Origin of the sequence: Thioalkalivibrio sp. ALMg11 (assembly GCF_000377905.1) — a bacterium.
Taxonomy (GTDB): Bacteria; Pseudomonadota; Gammaproteobacteria; order Ectothiorhodospirales; family Ectothiorhodospiraceae; genus Thioalkalivibrio.
In genome coordinates this window covers 1-16,161 of record NZ_KB898879.1, presented here as the reverse complement: position 1 = coordinate 16,161, position 16,161 = coordinate 1, and the positions used below count along the sequence as shown (strand labels likewise).

Annotated in this window: 14 protein-coding genes; 7 read left to right on the top strand and 7 right to left on the bottom strand. The window is 66.6% G+C overall.

The window, feature by feature from the left end; genetic code table 11:
- The first annotated feature begins 138 nt into the window (after nt 1–138).
- Nucleotides 139–1,758, top strand: coding sequence for a BCCT family transporter (locus tag D578_RS0112965; protein ID WP_018950371.1), 1,620 nt, complete (start codon nt 139–141; stop codon nt 1,756–1,758).
- 162 nt (nt 1,759–1,920) lie between these two features.
- Entirely contained in the window at nt 1,921–2,511 is a 591-nt protein-coding gene (locus D578_RS0112960; RefSeq protein ID WP_018950370.1) for a CPBP family intramembrane glutamic endopeptidase, read from the top strand.
- 162 nt (nt 2,512–2,673) lie between these two features.
- Here the strand turns inward: D578_RS0112960 and D578_RS0112955 are convergent, their stop codons facing one another.
- The 6 genes from D578_RS0112955 to amrS all read right to left on the bottom strand — a co-directional run bounded on the left by D578_RS0112955 (nt 2,674) and on the right by amrS (nt 10,799).
- Nucleotides 2,674–3,951: an EAL domain-containing protein gene (locus D578_RS0112955; RefSeq protein WP_018950369.1), complete on the bottom strand. Its 1,278-nt coding sequence runs from the start codon at nt 3,949–3,951 to the stop codon at nt 2,674–2,676.
- Nucleotides 3,952–4,025: 74 nt separating this feature from the next.
- A complete protein-coding gene (locus D578_RS0112950) occupies nt 4,026–5,273 on the bottom strand; it encodes an HD-GYP domain-containing protein (RefSeq protein ID WP_018950368.1) in 1,248 nt (415 codons plus the stop codon).
- Between the two features lie 224 nt (nt 5,274–5,497).
- Entirely contained in the window at nt 5,498–7,822 is a 2,325-nt protein-coding gene (locus D578_RS0112945) for an HDOD domain-containing protein (protein ID WP_026289346.1), read from the bottom strand.
- A 155-nt stretch (nt 7,823–7,977) separates the two neighbouring features.
- A complete protein-coding gene (locus D578_RS0112940; protein WP_018950366.1) occupies nt 7,978–8,358 on the bottom strand; it encodes a DUF2237 family protein in 381 nt (126 codons plus the stop codon).
- 82 nt (nt 8,359–8,440) lie between these two features.
- Nucleotides 8,441–9,472, bottom strand: coding sequence for a DUF2235 domain-containing protein (locus D578_RS0112935; RefSeq protein WP_018950365.1), 1,032 nt, complete (start codon nt 9,470–9,472; stop codon nt 8,441–8,443).
- 220 nt (nt 9,473–9,692) lie between these two features.
- Nucleotides 9,693–10,799, bottom strand: a complete 1,107-nt coding sequence (gene amrS, locus D578_RS0112930) for an AmmeMemoRadiSam system radical SAM enzyme (protein ID WP_018950364.1) — start codon at nt 10,797–10,799, stop codon at nt 9,693–9,695.
- An 85-nt stretch (nt 10,800–10,884) separates the two neighbouring features.
- On the opposite strand from amrS, the gene amrB reads away from it, so the two are divergent.
- The 4 genes from amrB to D578_RS0112910 all read left to right on the top strand — a co-directional run bounded on the left by amrB (nt 10,885) and on the right by D578_RS0112910 (nt 13,949).
- Nucleotides 10,885–11,685 (top strand): AmmeMemoRadiSam system protein B, encoded by an 801-nt coding sequence (gene amrB / locus D578_RS0112925; protein WP_018950363.1) that lies wholly within the window; start codon nt 10,885–10,887, stop codon nt 11,683–11,685.
- Nucleotides 11,682–12,260: an AmmeMemoRadiSam system protein A gene (amrA, locus tag D578_RS0112920; RefSeq protein WP_018950362.1), complete on the top strand. Its 579-nt coding sequence runs from the start codon at nt 11,682–11,684 to the stop codon at nt 12,258–12,260. The genes amrB and amrA overlap by 4 nt, the downstream gene beginning before the upstream one ends.
- The gene (locus D578_RS0112915; RefSeq protein ID WP_018950361.1) at nt 12,250–12,864 is read left to right on the top strand and encodes a rhomboid family intramembrane serine protease; all 615 of its coding nucleotides are present in this window, start codon (nt 12,250–12,252) and stop codon (nt 12,862–12,864) included. Before amrA ends, D578_RS0112915 begins: the two co-directional genes overlap by 11 nt.
- Before the next feature lie 74 nt (nt 12,865–12,938).
- A complete protein-coding gene (locus D578_RS0112910) occupies nt 12,939–13,949 on the top strand; it encodes an adenosine deaminase (RefSeq protein WP_018950360.1) in 1,011 nt (336 codons plus the stop codon).
- A 33-nt stretch (nt 13,950–13,982) separates the two neighbouring features.
- Here D578_RS0112910 and D578_RS0112905 read toward each other — a convergent pair whose 3' ends face one another.
- Nucleotides 13,983–14,471 carry a PleD family two-component system response regulator gene (locus D578_RS0112905; protein ID WP_026289345.1) on the bottom strand — a complete coding sequence of 163 codons (489 nt, stop codon included), beginning with the start codon at nt 14,469–14,471 and terminating at the stop codon, nt 13,983–13,985.
- Between the two features lie 240 nt (nt 14,472–14,711).
- Between D578_RS0112905 and D578_RS0112900 the strand changes: the two genes are divergently transcribed.
- On the top strand, nt 14,712–16,073 hold the full coding sequence (locus D578_RS0112900) for a diguanylate cyclase (protein ID WP_018950358.1): 1,362 nt from the start codon (nt 14,712–14,714) through the stop codon (nt 16,071–16,073).
- Nucleotides 16,074–16,161 lie beyond the last annotated feature (88 nt).

Genomic DNA, 16,161 nt, shown 5'->3' with positions numbered 1-16,161 from the left:
CGAATCTACGTAACGCCCGTACAACAAATCCGCGCACGGGCTTTGCAAATTCCCCATTACCCATCTTTACTCAACGAGGCCGCTGCGCGCCGGGGTTGACGCAGGCACCCGATAAAAACAAGAAGCGAGGAGGAGACGGTGAGCGAGAATCCGCACGATCTCGAAGACGAGAAAAAAGAACTGGAAGCCGAGTACGAGACCGAGCACGAGATCGGTGATCAGAACGTCAACCCGCTTGGGCTGGACCTGCACAATCCGGTCTTCGTCACCAGCGCCCTGCTGATTGTCGTATTCGTCATCCTGTCCCTGGTCTTTCCGGAACAGGCCAACGAGCACCTCGACAACACGCGTCAGTGGATCGGGCGCACCTTCGACTGGCTGTTCCTGTCGGCCGGCAGCATCTTCGTCCTGTTCTGCCTCGCCCTAGTCGTCTTGCCCATCGGGCGCATCCGCATCGGCGGCCAGGACGCCAAGCCGGAATTCTCCGTCATGTCCTGGTTCTCCATGCTGTTCGCCGCCGGCATGGGTATCGGCCTGATGTTCTGGAGCGTAGCCGAGCCGGTGGGCTACTTCACCGAGTGGTTCGGCACCCCACTGGGGATCGAAGGCGGGACCGAAGAATCCCGGCAGGCTGCGCTCGGGGCGACCATGTACCACTGGGGCCTGCACCCCTGGGCGATCTACGCGATCGTCGGCCTGGCGCTTGCGTTCTTCGCCTACAACAAGGGCTTTCCACTCACCATTCGCTCGGCCTTCTATCCCATCCTCGGAGAGCGCGTGTGGGGCCCGATCGGCCACGTGATCGACATCCTGGCCGTGCTGGCGACCATGTTCGGCCTCGCCACTTCCCTCGGCCTGGGTGCGCAGCAGGCCGCTTCGGGCATCGGATTCCTGTTCGACATCGATACCGGCCTGAACACCCAGATCGCCATCATCATCGGCGTGACCATCATTGCCCTGCTGTCGGTCATGCGCGGCATCCATGGCGGGGTGAAGCTCCTCAGCAACATCAACCTGGTGTTCGCCGCAGTGTTGTTGCTGTTCGTGATGGTCGCCGGGGGCGTCCTCGCATTCCTCTCCAGCATCGGCACCACAGTCACCGGGTACGTGCAGTACATCATCCCGCTCAGCAACCCGGTCGGACGCGACGACGAGACCTTCTACCACGCCTGGACCATCTTCTTCTGGGCCTGGTGGATCTCCTGGTCGCCGTTCGTCGGCATGTTCATCGCCCGCGTCTCGCGCGGGCGCACGGTGCGCCAGTTCGTCACCGCGGTGCTGCTGGTGCCGACCCTGGTCACCGTGGTCTGGATGAGTGCCTTCGGCGGTTCCGGGCTGACCCAGTCCCGCGATGGCGTTGGCGCCCTGGCAGAGGGCATCTCCGATTCCTCCCTGGCCCTGTTCCAGATGCTCGAACATCTGCCCTTCACCGCCATCACGTCGTTCCTGGCGATTGCCCTGGTGCTGGTGTTCTTCATCACCTCGTCGGACTCCGGCTCGCTGGTGATCGACGCCATCACCTCCGGCGGCAAGACCGACGCCCCGCAGTCCCAGCGCCTGTTCTGGGCCACAACCGAAGGCGTGGTCGCCGGTGTCTTGCTGGCGGTTGGCGGGGCCGCGGCCCTCAATGCCCTGCAGGCCGGGGCGGTGAGCACCGGACTGCCGTTCGTCATCGTGCTGCTGGTAATGTGTGTCAGCCTGATGAAGGGGCTGTTCCACGAGCTGGCCCTGATCCGCATCGAGGAAGCCAAGGCCTGACGCAGTGCGCCCCTCGATGGCCCGGCAAGGGCCGTCCGGATTTGCATCCCAAGCATCCCCGCGGCCGCTCCAGCGGCGCGGGGATTTTCTTGTCCGGGACAGCAGGCCCCGGAATCGGGCATCCTCGCGCGTGATGAATATCCGTTTTCCATTGATGCGACCGTGAGCCTGCGCCACAGCGTCGCCCGACACCCGCTGCTGGCCGGCATCGCCTTCCAGGCGGCGCTGATCCCGCTGGCCCTGATCCTGGCCCGAGTTGCGGATATCTCGCTGGGCGAGCAGATCGACTGGAATCTCGACGCCGTCGCCCTCGGTGCACTGGCGGTGCTGCCCATGCTGGTGCTCCTGGGGGCGCTCGCGTCCAGCGGCTGGGGACCCTACCGTGCACTGGCCGATCAGGTGCGGGATTTCGTGCGGCAACTCTTTCGTCACGCGTTCCCCGGCGCGGTGTTGCTGATCTCGCTCCTCGCCGGCATCGGCGAGGAGCTCCTGGTGCGAGGGGTGCTGCAGGGCTGGCTGACCGAACGCTGGTCACCGGAGTCGGCCATCCTCGTCGCGGCCTTGATATTCGGGCTGGCCCATTCGATCAGCCGACTGTATTTCGTCTTCGCCACCGTGATCGGACTCTACCTCGGCGTCCTCTACTACCTGACCGGCAACCTGCTGGTGGTCATCGTCACCCATGCCCTGTACGACTGGATCGTCATCCACCTGTACCTGCGTTCGCGCGATGCCGGAAGGCGCGGCGCATGATCATCCAGGAATCACCCATGAGGACCTCGCCCGCCAAGCCTCGCCTTGCCACCGCTGGATGACCATCCACGGGCGAGTGGACGACCTCACCGACTACCTGCCCCGCGACGGACTACGGGGTCGGTGCGCTGGCGAGCGGTAACGAGGACTGAGTGGGCGCGTTCAGCACGTGCCCGGGCCATGGCCCGACCGCGTCTGTTCCATGAATTGTGCCAGGCGCGCGGGCCGGCCGAGATAAAAACCCTGCACCAGATCACAGCCCAGCGCGCGCAGGCGCTCGAGGGTTTCCTGATCTTCCACTCCCTCGGCCACCACGCTCAAGCCCATTTTCTGGCCCAGCCCGATCATCGATTCCACGATGCGCTGGTGCGGCCGGCTGGACACCAGTTCGTGGACAAAGGTCATGTCGATCTTGAGCTCGTCGAGCGGCATGCACAGGAGCCGCTCCATCGACGAATAGCCAATACCGAAGTCATCCATGGACACCCGCAAGCCCAGGTCCTTCATGCCGTGCAGGGCCGCACGCGCCTCGGCATCGTGGCTCTCCATCACCGCCGTTTCGGTCAGCTCCACCGTGACGCTCTCCGCCGGCACCCGCCAGACCTCCAGCGACTGGGCCACCAGATCCACCACCTCCCGTTCCTGCAGGTCATCGGCAGAAAAGTTCACCGAGATCCCCGCGTCCAGTCCGGCCTGGCGGTACTCGGCACACTGGCGCAGGGCCGTGTTGAAGACCCAGTGGGTTAGCCGGGGCATCAGGTCCGTTCCTTCCGCCGCGCGCACCATGGTGTCCGGACGGATCGAGCCGTACTGCGGGTGATCCCAGCGCAGCAGGGCCTCGACCGACTGCACGCAGCCCGATGCCAGCGCGACCTGTGGCTGATACTCGAGGTGCAGGCTTCCCTCCTCGATGGCCTGCCCCAGCTGGGACCACAGATCCACGCCCTCCAGCATGGTCGCGGCCGCCTCCGGGGCGTACTGGCGCAGGCGCGCCCGGGCCCGCCGCGCCTGCCGAACTGCGGCATAGGCGTGAGCCAGCAAATCCTGCGGGCCTGCCCCCCGGGGGCCCGCCAGCGCCAGCCCGGCGCGCGGCCAAAGCAGCACCTGCCGTTCACCACAGGCAAACGGTTCGCTCAACACCCGCAGCATCTTGTGGGCCGCCAGCTCGGCGAACCCACTCCCGGCCACGGCCGGCTGCGCACAGGTGATCTGATGGCGTCCGGTGATACCGACCAGGCCGTCCGGCAAGGCGCTGGCCAGCGCGTGCCCCGCGTCCCGAATCAACTCATCCCCCGCGGCGTACCCCAGGGCCGCGTCCACGTCCCTTAGTCCTTCCAGTTGGATGACGGTCACGGCTGCTTGCGCCCCGGCGTCCTGCGGGCACGGGGAAATCCCGTCCAGCGCACGGAGAAAATCGGGGTATTCAAACAGCTTCGACATCGGGAGAGTTCCTGCTGCTACGCCCATGCGGCGAAATCAGTCGACGCGGATCCAATGAACGGGATCAGCGCTACTCAAAGATAATAGCGCGCCGGGTCGATCCCGTAGGCGCCCGCCGGAAGATCGCGCAGGATTTGGCGCCGCGCCCCCTCGGACTCCGGGGCGCGCGACCCCAGATCCAGCTCCCACGGGTCGGGATACGGCATATGTGACGGATCGAGGATGCGCATCACCCGGGGCATGAAGCGCTGGGTGTGGCGGTGGCTCAGCACAATCGCCACCTCACCGTTGTCCAGCTCCACCAGGCTGCCCACGGGAAATAGCCCCACGCAGTGCGTGAACTGGTCCACCAGCGCCGAATTCAGCCCCCAGCGCGCGTTCTCCCGCAATTCCTTCAGGGCCTCGAAGGGGGTCCCGGCCAGGCCGCCCTCCGTCAGCATCTCCTCGTAGGAATCCACGATAGCCGCCATGCGCGCATAGGCACTGATCTGGTTCGCCACCAGCCCCCGTGGGTAGCCACGCCCGTCCTCGCGTTCGTGGTGCTGGGCGACAATATCGCGCACGCCCTCCGGGATCCCATGGGAGTGCTGCAGAATGGTCTCGCCATATTCAACGTGCCGCTGAATCTCGCGCCGCTGATCCGGAGACAGCCGCGTGCTGCTCCCCAGGAGCGCCCGCGACATTTGCATCTTGCCGATATCCATCAGCAGGCCACCCAGCCCGAGGATCGACAATTCGGCTCGATCCAGCCCCATGTGCCGGCCCAGTGCCAGAAGGTGGATCGCGACATTGAGCGAGTGGCCGTACAGCACATCGTCCGAGTGGCTCAGCCTGGCCAGCAGCAGCAGGGCGTCGGGGTTGCGCTCCACACTCTCGCGCAACGCCTCGGAAGCCTCGCGGGCCGCCGCCAGACGTATCCCGGGATTGCGCTCCATGCCGGCACGGATCTGCTCCAGCACACGCCCGGCAATCGCCTGAGCCTCCTTTGCCGCCGGGAGCTCCTGCTCCACCGAGCAGTGATCGCGATACACCGTCATGCCGCGGAACTGGGCGGCCTCGGCCCGGCTCGAAGCCGTCGCCGCATCCCGCGCGGACGCAGTGGCCCGTGGCAACCGGCTCAGCGACTCCGGCGCGCTCTTCTCCAGATCAACGAATACGTGCACACAATGCCGGGCGAGCTCGTCGATATCGTCCTGCGAGCGAATCCGCACCCCCTCGACCAGATAGGGCGTCTCCAGCCACGGGCGATCGAGCTGGCTGACATACATGCCAACCTGCAGATCGGAGGCCGGAATCTCCTGCTGTAACAGTCCCCAGGTCATACAACTGTTGTCCAACTGTCGCATCTGGCCGCCACAATATCCGACCAGCTTTGCATCCCCTCTACCCTAGCGCCGCCCCCCGAGGCGGAACAGCGCTTTAGTGCGGAACCCGCTAGGCGTTCGCAAATACCGGAACCCGCCGGCCAAATCCGACGTACCGAGGGACGCGATCGACACTGCGTCGGCCGCCCCCACCCGCGGACGCGCGCGGGGGGCGGCCGACGTCAGTCGCGCGCCTGCCGAATGGCCAGGGCCATCTGATTGCGCACCGCCTTCAGGGCCCGCAGGACCGTCGGGTCCACGGCCGCGCCTTCCGGCAATTCCAGGTACAGCAGCCCGACGCAGCGATCACGCACCGCCAGCGGCAGCAGCAGGAAGCTGCGCGCATCCAGAGCCTGACGGAACTCGTCGGGGATATACCGGCTGATCGAGGCCTCGTGGCTGTCGGTGATGACCAGGTCCTTCTTCTGTTCCAGGGCCAGCGACAGGATGTCGCCCTTGCCCGCGAGCGTCAGCCGCAGGCGCCCGGACAGCGTCTCGGCATCCTTCCCGAAGGCGGTATGGGCCACCAGCATCCGATGCTCGCGATCGGCGAGCATCAGTATCACCCGGCGCAGGCCAAGTGTCTGGTACAGGGTCTCGAGCGTTGTCTGCATCAGCGAGTTCAGATCGAACTCGCCCACCATGCTGTCCAGCATGTCGGTCAGGGTCTCCATCAGTACCGCGGCCTGTGCGGCGGGATCGGCCGTTGCGGCCGCCGCCGCTTCGCCGTTCCCCTCCACGGATTCGATATCCACCGCGTCGCTGTCATCGATCCGCACACCCAGATTCGCCTTCAGCCGGTTCAGCGGCTCGCGGCCTTCCGGCGGCAGCTTGACCACCATCAGGAAGTGATCCATGTGCTCGCGACCGGACTTGATGGCCCGCTGCATGCCGCGGGCATCCACGCCCAGGGCACGTTCATAGCGCTTGCGCAGATCGGTGAGCAAGGCGCTCTGCTGGTCGCGATCTGCCTGGGTAATGCATTGCCCCATCTCCGAGGCCAGGGTGACGATGCGGTGCAGGCGCTGGTCGGCATCCCGCGCTGCCGGCAGCGTGCCCGAGGGAGCCCGTTCCACCGATGTAACGATCTCGCGCGGGAAGTTCCAGTCCTCCAGCACGCTGCGCGCCAGGGCCTCGTAGGAGATACCCAGGACCTGGCGTGCGGCACTGCCCTCGCCCGTACCCTGACCCACACGAATGCGGATTTCGTCAGCCTCCTCCGGTAGGTAGTACAGCACCAGCATGCGGCCGATATCGTGGAACAGCGCGCAGACGAATGCCCGCTCGCTCTCCACCCCGCCGACCTGCTCCGCCAGATCACGCGCCAGCATGGCGCTGAACAGCGTGCCGACCAGGGCCTCCATCAGGCGTCCGGAATGACGCCCGCCCTTGAGGTTCTCGAACAGCACCAGCCCGAGCGCCGCCGTGCGCACCTGCTCGAATCCCAGCAGCACGATCGCGCGCGAAACGGTGCGGATATTGCCGCCAAAGTTGCTGTAAAAGGGTGAATTGGCCAGCCGGAGCAGCTTCTGCGTGGTGGCGTAGTCCTTCAGCACGGCGTTCGACAGCTCGGCCACCGAGCGCTTCATCGTGTCGTCGGAACACTGGGTAATCTCGCGGATGTGGCTGGAGATGCCCGGGAAGTCCGGCTTGCGCCGGATCCGCCGCAGGATGAAGTCCTGCGATCCATCGCCCGTCTGGCCTTCGCCCTCGACGGCCGCCACCAGCGCCTCGCGAAACTCGCGGGCCGATGCGAAACGTTCGGCAGGATCCGGGCGGATGGCCCGGAGCACCAGGGCGTCGAAGCGTTCGTCACCATTGCCGGTGCGGCGGGAGGGCGGCTCAAGCGCCCCCGCCTGCATCGCCTGCCGGATCGCCGCGGGGGTATCGCCGGCAAACGCGCGCTCGCCCGTGAGCATCTCGAAGAACAAGGCCCCGAGGGAGAACACGTCGGACCCTTCGGTCGCGGCCTCGCTCGCCAGCCGTTCCGGCGCCAGATAATAGGGCGTATCCGGCAGGTGGCTCTCGCCGCGCGCGGTCGGGTCGGGCAGCGCCATGCCCAGCCCGGTGATACGCGCATGCCCCTCGGGGTTCACGGTCACGTTCGCCGGCTGCAGGGCCCCGTGCAGGATGCCCTGCTCGTGCGCCGCCGCCGTGGCCTCCAGCAGCTCGCGCATCAGGGCCAGGGCGCGATCGATCGGCAAGGGCCCGCGCGCCAGGATTTGGTCCAGGGTCTCGCCCTCGACGTACTCGAACACCAGGTAGACGCCCTCGGCGTAGTCCCCCGCCTCGAAGATTGGAGCGATGTTCGGGTGCCGAAAGCGGCTTAACCGGCGGGCGTCCTCGAGCAACGCCTGGCGGGTCGGAGCGTCCGCCGCGGCGTTGGTCAGCGTTCGAATCGCGACCTGCCGGTCCAGCACCGGGTCGTGCGCGACATAGAGCCCGTCGCGGGCACTGGTGCCCAGCGTCCGCGTGATCCGGAAGCGTTCGATCTCGGGCACGGCCATGCGCTCAGCCATCGGCCACCCCCCGATTCCACGTGCCCCCGCTATCGATCCGACCGATTGTCAGCCCCGCCATGTACGGATCCATCCGTCTTCTCCCTGTATTCCAGTTGGGCCCACCCCGCCCCCGACTGACCCTCCGAGGAGGGCTCCCGATCTCAATCCGCTGGGTCGCGCGCGTGTTCCTTGAGGATGTCTAGCGGGATCACCGCAAGGGTCTCCTCATGGGTCGCGCGCAAAAAGACCCCGGGCGCCGCCCCCGCCCGGTACGCCTCCAGCCAGCGCGCCGCACACAGGCACCAGCGATCCCCGGCCTCCAGGCCGGGGAAGCCGAATTCCGGAACCGGCGTGATCAGATCATTCCCCCGCGCCAGGGAGAAGTCGAGAAACTCGCGGGTGAGTTCGGCGCACACGGTATGCATGCCCTGGTCGTCGTAGCCGGTGGCGCAACGGCCGTCGCGATAAAACCCGGTGGCCGGCTCGCGACTGCAGGGCTCCAGGGCCCCGCCAAACACGTTCTTCGAGGGAAATGGCTGCATTGAGGGAGTCTCCGTCTGCTATCCCTACAGGATAACGGAGACCCGGCCTCCCAACGCGAGCGTTTACTCCATCCGGGGGAATTCAGTCGGCATCCGGCCAGCCCCATTCCTCGAGGTGGGCGTGCAGATTGCGAGGCCGGTAGGCGCCATCCCGCTGGTAGCGCTCCAGGGCACGGGGATGCAGCTCGGTCGGGTGACCCGGCTGGTACAGCGGACGCCGATAGCGCCGTCGCAGGCGATAGATGTGCCGCCGCGAGCGGTGCAGCGACGCCAGGGGGTCGGGCTGCAATCCATCCGGAAGATGCCCTTCCATTTGCAGTCCGGCCGCCCGGGCCTGCTCGATCATCCAGGCCAGCGGTACCTCCGATGCGAGACGCCCTTCGGCATCCGGGGCGTAGCCGCCGCCCACATCGGCATGCACACCGCTGAACCAGACCTGTTGCAGATCCAGCCCCGGACGCGGATCCCACAGGGTCGGCTCGAAGTCGGCCCGAGTCTCGTCGATCGCCAGCGCATGGCGGTCGATGCGCACATTGGGCCCCAGCTTGGTGTCATAGAACTCGTCGGTACGATCGAACATCCCCAGCAGGGAGAACGGGATGCCCAGGGCGCCGACCGTATCCCAGACACCGACGAAGCGGATCTCCCGCGAGGGATGCGCATGTCTCGCACGAAAAGTACGCGAGGCTGCCCCCTCGGGCGCATGGCTAACGCCGGTGTTCTTGTAGTGCCGAAAGGCCTGCTCGATCAGCCGCGCATCCGGTCGCTTCAGGATCCCGCAGTTGTTGATCAAGCCGCACAGGCTGCGGACGGTGTACGCCCCGCGGCTAAAGCCGAACAGGTAGATCTCGCTGCCGGGGGCATAGTTCTGCACGATGTAGCGATAGGCGTCCTGGATGTTCTTGTGGATGCCCCGCCCGGTCACGCCACCCGAGATCTTCGCGTAGTACGCCCCCACGCCCCAGTCGTAGTAGACCTGCTGCGGGGCGCCCTCGGCATCGGCGGGCGCAATGGCCCGCGCCAGGCGCAGGACATTGGTCGGCACATCCGACTCGACATCCTCCTCCGGGCGATTCCAGGTTCCATCCGCACAGATCACGATCCGTCGTGTCATTCGCTGGTCTCACATCCCTGTCGTCGGACAACCGGCGATACGGCAAAATTTCCCGTAGGCCCGCTCCACCCGATAGTAGCCCGCAGCGTTATCCTCGGTCTCCCCACACTTAAACCGGTTCACGACTTGAGCTTTTGCCGCTCCACGTTATCACCTCCACATCCGCCCCTGTCACTGGAATGACGCGGTCGCCGGGAGGCGAGCTTTCATGCCCTCCGAATCAAGCCTTCCTGAAATCGGCCAGCCGCACCGGCTGACGCCGGGCACCCCAGTCGCCGGGGCGTGCCTCGAAGACCCCGGGCACCGACGCCCCGCAGGCGTTGCAGCAGCCATCGGCGGTCAGGTTCCAGTCCGACAGTTCGTACCAGTCACGGCCGATCAGGCGTTGTCCACAACCCGCACACCAGGTGCTCTGGCCCTCCGCGTCGTGCACGTTGCCGGTGTACACATGATGCAGGCCCTGCTCGCGCGCGATGCGACGCGCCCGCTGCAGCGTCTCGATCGGCGTGCGCGGGTGTTCGGTCATCTTGAAATCCGGGTGAAAGGCGGTGAAATGCAGGGGCACATCCGGCCCCAGATGCTCCCGGACCCACTGCGCCATGGAGGTGATCTCCGCATCGCTGTCGTTCTCCCCGGGAATCAGCAGCGTGGTGATCTCGACCCAGGTATCGGTCTCGTGCACCAGCCACTCGAGGGTGTCGAGCACCGGCTGCAGATGGGCCCCGGTCAGCTTGTGATAGAAGCGCTCGGTAAACGCCTTCAGGTCCACGTTCGCCGCATCCATTGCGGCAAAAAACTCGCCGCGAGCCTGCTCGGTGATGTAACCGGCTGTCACGGCCACCGTGCGAATGTCCCGCGCGCGGCAGGCCGCCGCCACGTCGATGGCGTACTCGTGAAAGATCACCGGGTCGTTGTAGGTAAAGGCCACCGCGCGACAACCCAGCGCCTCGGCGGCACGTGCGATGGTCTCGGGATCGGCGCGATCCGCCAGCGTGTGGATCTCACGCGACTTGCTGATGTCCCAGTTCTGGCAGAACTTGCAGGCCAGGTTGCAGCCGGCCGTGCCGAATGACAGTACCGGACTACCCGGGAGGAAGTGATTGAGCGGCTTCTTCTCGATCGGATCCACGCAGTACCCGGAGGAACGCCCATAGCTGGTCAGCACCACCGCATCGTCGAGATTGGCGCGCACGAAGCAGGCCCCACGCTGGCCGGGCTTCAGCTTGCAATAGCGCGGGCACAGATCGCACTGCACGCGGCCGTCCTCCAGGGCATGCCAGTAGCGCGTGGCGACGGTGAATGCATCATGTTCGGGGATGTCGTTCATATCCGGTCCAGCCAGTGATTCATGGTCTTGAATATGAGGACGCAATCCCAATATTCAACAACATAATGTTCGATGGAGAACCTCGATGACGGCACAGCCCCGCATCCGCGAGCCCGCCATCGCGGGCCAGTTCTACCCGGCCGACCCCACGGATCTGCGCGCCATGGTCACCGGCTTGCTTGATGCCGTCTCGCCCGCAACCAACGCGGCACCACCCAAGGCCCTGGTCGCACCGCACGCCGGCTACCCGTACTCCGGCCCGGTGGCGGCCTCTGCCTATGCGCGCATCCGTCCCCTGGCGGGTCAGGTCCGGCGCGTCGTGCTCCTGGGCCCGTCGCATCGCGTGCCCTTCCGCGGGATCGCGACCACTACGGCAACGGCCTACCGCAGCCCGCTGGGAGACATCCCCGTGGACCGCAAAGCCCTGGAAGCCATCGCGCACCTGCCCGGCGTCCAGGCCCTGGACATCGCCCACGGACCGGAACACAGCCTGGAGGCCCACCTGCCGTTCCTGCAGGTGGCACTGGGGACATTCGAGCTCGTCCCGCTGGTGGTCGGGGATGCCTCGTCCGAGCAGGTCGCGACGGTTCTGGACCGACTGTGGGGCGGCCCCGAAACCCTGATCATCGTCAGTTCGGATCTCTCCCACTTCCACGACTACGCCACCGCGTGCCGCCTGGATACGGCCAGCACTCGGGCCATCGAACGACTGGACGAACACGCCCTGGGCCCGGAACAGGCCTGCGGCTGCCGGCCGCTTGCGGGCTTGTTGCGGCTGGCGCGACAGCGCGGTCTCGCCATCACCACGCTGGACCAGCGCAACTCCGGCGACACCCCCGGCCCGCGCGACCAGGTGGTCGGCTACGGCGCCTGGATGCTGCAATGACGCCCACGATCGAACTGCCCACACAGGCGCGTGACCGCCTGCTGGAACTGGCTGCAGATGCCATCCGGCGGGCCGCGCACGAAACCCCCGCCAGCACCATTGCCCTGGAACAGGAGCCCGCCCCGCTGCCCGCGCCCGGCGCCAGCTTCGTCACCCTGAAGCGAGGGGACGCCCTGCGCGGCTGCATCGGCACGCTGGAGGCCCACCGCCCCCTGGCCACGGACGTCCTGCACAACGCCCGGGCAGCGGCGCTCAATGATCCGCGCTTTCCGCCGCTGCGTGCGACGGAACTGGCCGGTCTCGCCTATTCGGTCACGCTGCTGACCGCGTCGCGGCCGATGGAGGCCGCGCATCGCGAGGGCCTGCTAGATCAGCTACAGCCGGGCCGGGACGGTCTGGTCATCCAGGCCGGAGCGCGCCGCGCCACCTTCCTCCCGGCGGTCTGGGACCAGCTACCCGACCCCGAGGCGTTCCTCGATGCCCTGCTGCACAAGGCCGGGCTGGCGCCGGGTCGCTGGCCCGACGGCCTGCAGGCCTGGCGCTACGGATCACGGGAGTTCGCTGGTGAACTTTGAACCGAGTGTGACGCTGTACCTGATCGTCGCCACGGTCGTGGTCTCCCTGCTCGCGTGGCAGAACCCGCGCTGGCTGCAGGCGATGATCCATCACCCGCCGTCGGTGCAGCGCGGCGAATACTGGCGCCTGGTGACCCACGGCTTTATCCATGCCGATGGCACCCACCTCGCGTTCAACATGATCACGCTGTTCTTCTTCGGCATGGCCATGGAACGCGTACTGGTACCGGAGATCGGCATGGGCGGGTTCGTCCTGTTCTATCTGGCCGCCATCCTCCTCGCCAGCCTGCCAAGCCACCTGCGCCATCTGCGCGACCCGGGCTACCGCTCGCTGGGCGCCTCCGGCGCGGTCTCCGCGGTGCTGTTCGCCTACATCCTGCTGCAGCCGTGGTCCCTGTTGTTCGTGTTCTTCATCCCGGTACCGGCCATCGTGTTCGCGGCCGTCTATGTCGGCTATTCGCTCTATGCCCAGCGGCAGAATCGCGACAACATCAACCACAGCGCCCACCTGTGGGGCGGCGCCTGGGGCATTGCCTTCATGCTGTGGCTGGAGCCCGCCCTGCTAGCGCGGTTCTTCCGCGAGCTGCTCTCGCCCCTCGGCTAACCGCAGTACTTGTCCGCAGCCCCGCGCCAGCCTAGCCTGCGTGCCTTCTGTTACCGACGCCACGGGATCCCACCATGCAAGACGCCATCGCCACACTCCCCAAGGTCGAACTGCACCTGCACATCGAGGGCTCCCTGGAGCCCGAGCTGATGTTCGCCCTGGCCGAGCGCAACGGCGTCGATCTCCCGTATGCCTCGGTCGAGGAGGTACGCGCGGCCTACCAGTTTCACGACCTGCAGTCCTTCCTGGACATCTACTACGCCGGCGCCTGCGTCCTGCTGACCGAGCAGGACTTCTACGACCTGACCTGGGCATACCTCGAACGCTGCCGCGACGACCACGTCCGCCACACCGAGATCTTCTTCGACCCGCAGACCCACACCGAACGCCGCGTGCCCTTCGCGACGGTCATCGACGGCATCCGCCGCGCGCTGGCCGACGGCGAGCGGGAACTCGGCATCACCAGCCGCTTGATCCTCTGCTTCCTGCGCCACCTGAGCGCCGAGGCCGCGATGGAGACCCTCGAAACCGCCCTGCCCTGGCGCGAGCACATCCACGCGGTCGGGCTGGACTCAGCGGAGCTGGGCAACCCGCCGGAGAAATTCCAGGCCGTATTCGATCGCGCGCGGGCCGAGGGTTTCCCCACCGTGGCGCATGCCGGCGAGGAGGGACCACCGGAATACATCTGGCAGGCCCTGGACCTGCTAAAGGTCACGCGCATCGACCACGGCGTCCAGGCCGAAAAGGACCCCGACCTGATGCAGCGCCTGGCTCGCGAGCAGATCCCGCTGACGGTCTGCCCGCTGTCCAACATCAAGCTGTGCGTGTTCGAGGGCCTGGAACAACACAACCTGAAGCGCCTGATGGACGCGGGGCTGTGCGTCACCATCAGCTCGGATGACCCGGCCTATTTCGGCGGCTACGTGGGCGAGAATTTCCGCGCAACGGCCGCGGCCCTGCAGCTGGGCCTGGACGACCTGGAAAACCTGGCGCGCAACGCCGTCGACGCCGCGCTCCTGGAGACCGACGCGAAACAGCGCCTGCACGACGAGATCGGCGACTGGCGGGCCCGGCACGCCGCCTGAGCGCCGAGGGAGACGCCCGCCAAACTGCGAATGTTACCCGGAGAAGCGCGTCGGGCGTGCCGGCAGACGCCCCTTCGCCACCAGGCGCTCGATGCGGGTGAACACCTCACCGCGGCCGAAGGGCTTCTTCATGAAGTCGTCGGAGCCGATGCGATCGAGGAAGAACTGCTCCACCGCATCCTCGTTGCCGCTGATCATGATCACCGGCACCTTCGCAGTGGCGGGGTCCCGGCGCAATTGGCGCAGCATGGCAAACCCGGTCATCCCGGGCAGGAGGATATCCAGGAAGATCAGGTCCGGTGGATTCTCGCGCGCCAAAGCCAGCGCCTCCTCGGCATCGCCGACGCCAATCGGCTCCAGCTCGTTCTGCTTGAGCATGCTGGAGAGCAGCGCGACCACCGTGCGCGAATCATCCACCACCAGCACCCGCAGCCCGCGCGCAACCTCCTGGCGTGCCGTCGTGCGCCGTTCGCCGGCCTTGCCGAACCGCAGCAGACTCCCTATTCGCTGCATATACCTCATGCCCGACTCCTTTCCCTGGCTGTAGTGTTCGTGGCACGCCAGACGACCGCATTGTTCCCGTGCCCGCACGCGCTGTCCAGCGCGCCTTGGCAGCCCGTTTGAAGCCCGACGCGAAGACGCGCATCATCCGGGTTTGCCTGCGGATCACTGAATGGAGTCAGGGCCCAGCATGACGACAGACATGCTCCGACAGACTGGCACGGCAGCGCCCCGGCGAGACCGCCCAATGGACGGCCCGCCATGAAGATCCTGGTCGTCGACCACTCCCGCGTATTCCGGGCGCTGTGGAGCCGGATGGTCCTGGCCGCCGGCCACAAGCCGATCATGGCTGCAAGTGGTGCGGAGGGCCTCGCCCGCATCGAGGAAGACGACCTCGAGCTGGTCTGCGCCTCCATTACCCTGCCCGACATGAGCGGGATCGAGTTCTGCCGCCAGGCGCGCGCCAAGCCTGCCGGCCACGATCTGCCGCTGATCCTGCTGACCACCAAGCAGGACCACGACATTCGCCGCACGGCCTTCGAGGCCGGAGCCACCGATCTCCACGACAAGACCAATATCCGCGACCTGTTCCACCAGGCCGCACGCTACGGCCGGCCGGTGGAAAACGCCCACGAGGGGCACGTACTGTATGTCGAGGACAGCCCGACCGTCGCCCGCGTGATGACTCGCATCCTCGAGGGCATAGGTCTGGAAGTGGCACACTTTAGCAGCGCCTCCGCCGCCCTGGACGCCTTCGACGAGGGGGCCTGGGATCTGGTCCTGAGCGATATCCTGGTCGAGGGCGAGATCAGCGGCATGGGGCTGGTCAGCCGCCTGCGCCACCGGTTCCCCGACAAGACCAGCCTGCCGATCGTCGCGATGTCCGGCCTGGACGACCCGAACCGGCGCGCCGAGCTCTTCCGCCTGGGGGTCAACGACTTCGTGACCAAGCCGGTGCTGGAAGACGAGGTCCGCGCCCGCATCGGCAACCTCCTGGCGAACAAGCGCCTGTTCGAGGAAGTCCAGAGCCAGCGCCAGACACTTTACGACATGGCGATGATCGATCCCCTCACCGGCCTGCGCAATCGCAACGTCCTGGCCGAATGCGCCGCACGCTTCTTCGCCGAAGCCAACCAGAAGGACATGGCCCTTAGCCTGATCCTGCTGGATATCGACCATTTCAAGCAGATCAACGACAGTCACGGCCACCTGGTGGGGGACGAGGTCCTGGTTGGCGTGGGCGAGTTGCTGCGTACCACCGGGCGCGACACAGATGTCGCCCTGCGCTTCGGCGGCGAAGAATTCCTGCTGTTGCTACCCGAGCGCGACCTGTTCGATGCCCATACCCGCGCCGAGGAGCTGCGCCAGCAACTGCGCGAGCTCAAGCCCGCCGGACTGACCATTACCGCCAGCTTCGGCGTGACCAGTCGTCCCTGCGGGCGCGAGGTCGGCATGAACGACCTCTTCCGGGTCGCCGACCAGGCCGTCTACCAGGCGAAGAGCGAGGGCCGTGACTGTGTCGTCTCGCGCACCCTGGATGCCGGCGCCGAACCCAACGAGCAAAGCCCCCCCGACGACGACGCGCCCGGGCCGGGACAACCGACCGCGCAACCAGTCAGCTAGGGAAACACTGATTAATGTACACGTTCGCGTTGGTGCCCCAGGTTTTCCGAGACAAGGCGCGGTCCGCAGCCGGTAGTGGTTCTACCGG

Coding starts and splice junctions, on each gene's coding strand:
- D578_RS0112955 (WP_018950369.1), bottom strand. CDS start 3,951: ATGTCGAAGCTGTTTGAATACCCCGATTTTCTCCGTGCGCTGGACGGG.
- D578_RS0112950 (WP_018950368.1), bottom strand. CDS start 5,273: ATGACCTGGGGACTGTTACAGCAGGAGATTCCGGCCTCCGATCTGCAG.
- D578_RS0112945 (WP_026289346.1), bottom strand. CDS start 7,822: ATGGCCGTGCCCGAGATCGAACGCTTCCGGATCACGCGGACGCTGGGC.
- D578_RS0112940 (WP_018950366.1), bottom strand. CDS start 8,358: ATGCAGCCATTTCCCTCGAAGAACGTGTTTGGCGGGGCCCTGGAGCCC.
- D578_RS0112935 (WP_018950365.1), bottom strand. CDS start 9,472: ATGACACGACGGATCGTGATCTGTGCGGATGGAACCTGGAATCGCCCG.
- amrS (WP_018950364.1), bottom strand. CDS start 10,799: ATGAACGACATCCCCGAACATGATGCATTCACCGTCGCCACGCGCTAC.
- amrB (WP_018950363.1), top strand. CDS start 10,885: ATGACGGCACAGCCCCGCATCCGCGAGCCCGCCATCGCGGGCCAGTTC.
- amrA (WP_018950362.1), top strand. CDS start 11,682: ATGACGCCCACGATCGAACTGCCCACACAGGCGCGTGACCGCCTGCTG.
- D578_RS0112910 (WP_018950360.1), top strand. CDS start 12,939: ATGCAAGACGCCATCGCCACACTCCCCAAGGTCGAACTGCACCTGCAC.
- D578_RS0112905 (WP_026289345.1), bottom strand. CDS start 14,471: ATGAGGTATATGCAGCGAATAGGGAGTCTGCTGCGGTTCGGCAAGGCC.
- D578_RS0112900 (WP_018950358.1), top strand. CDS start 14,712: ATGAAGATCCTGGTCGTCGACCACTCCCGCGTATTCCGGGCGCTGTGG.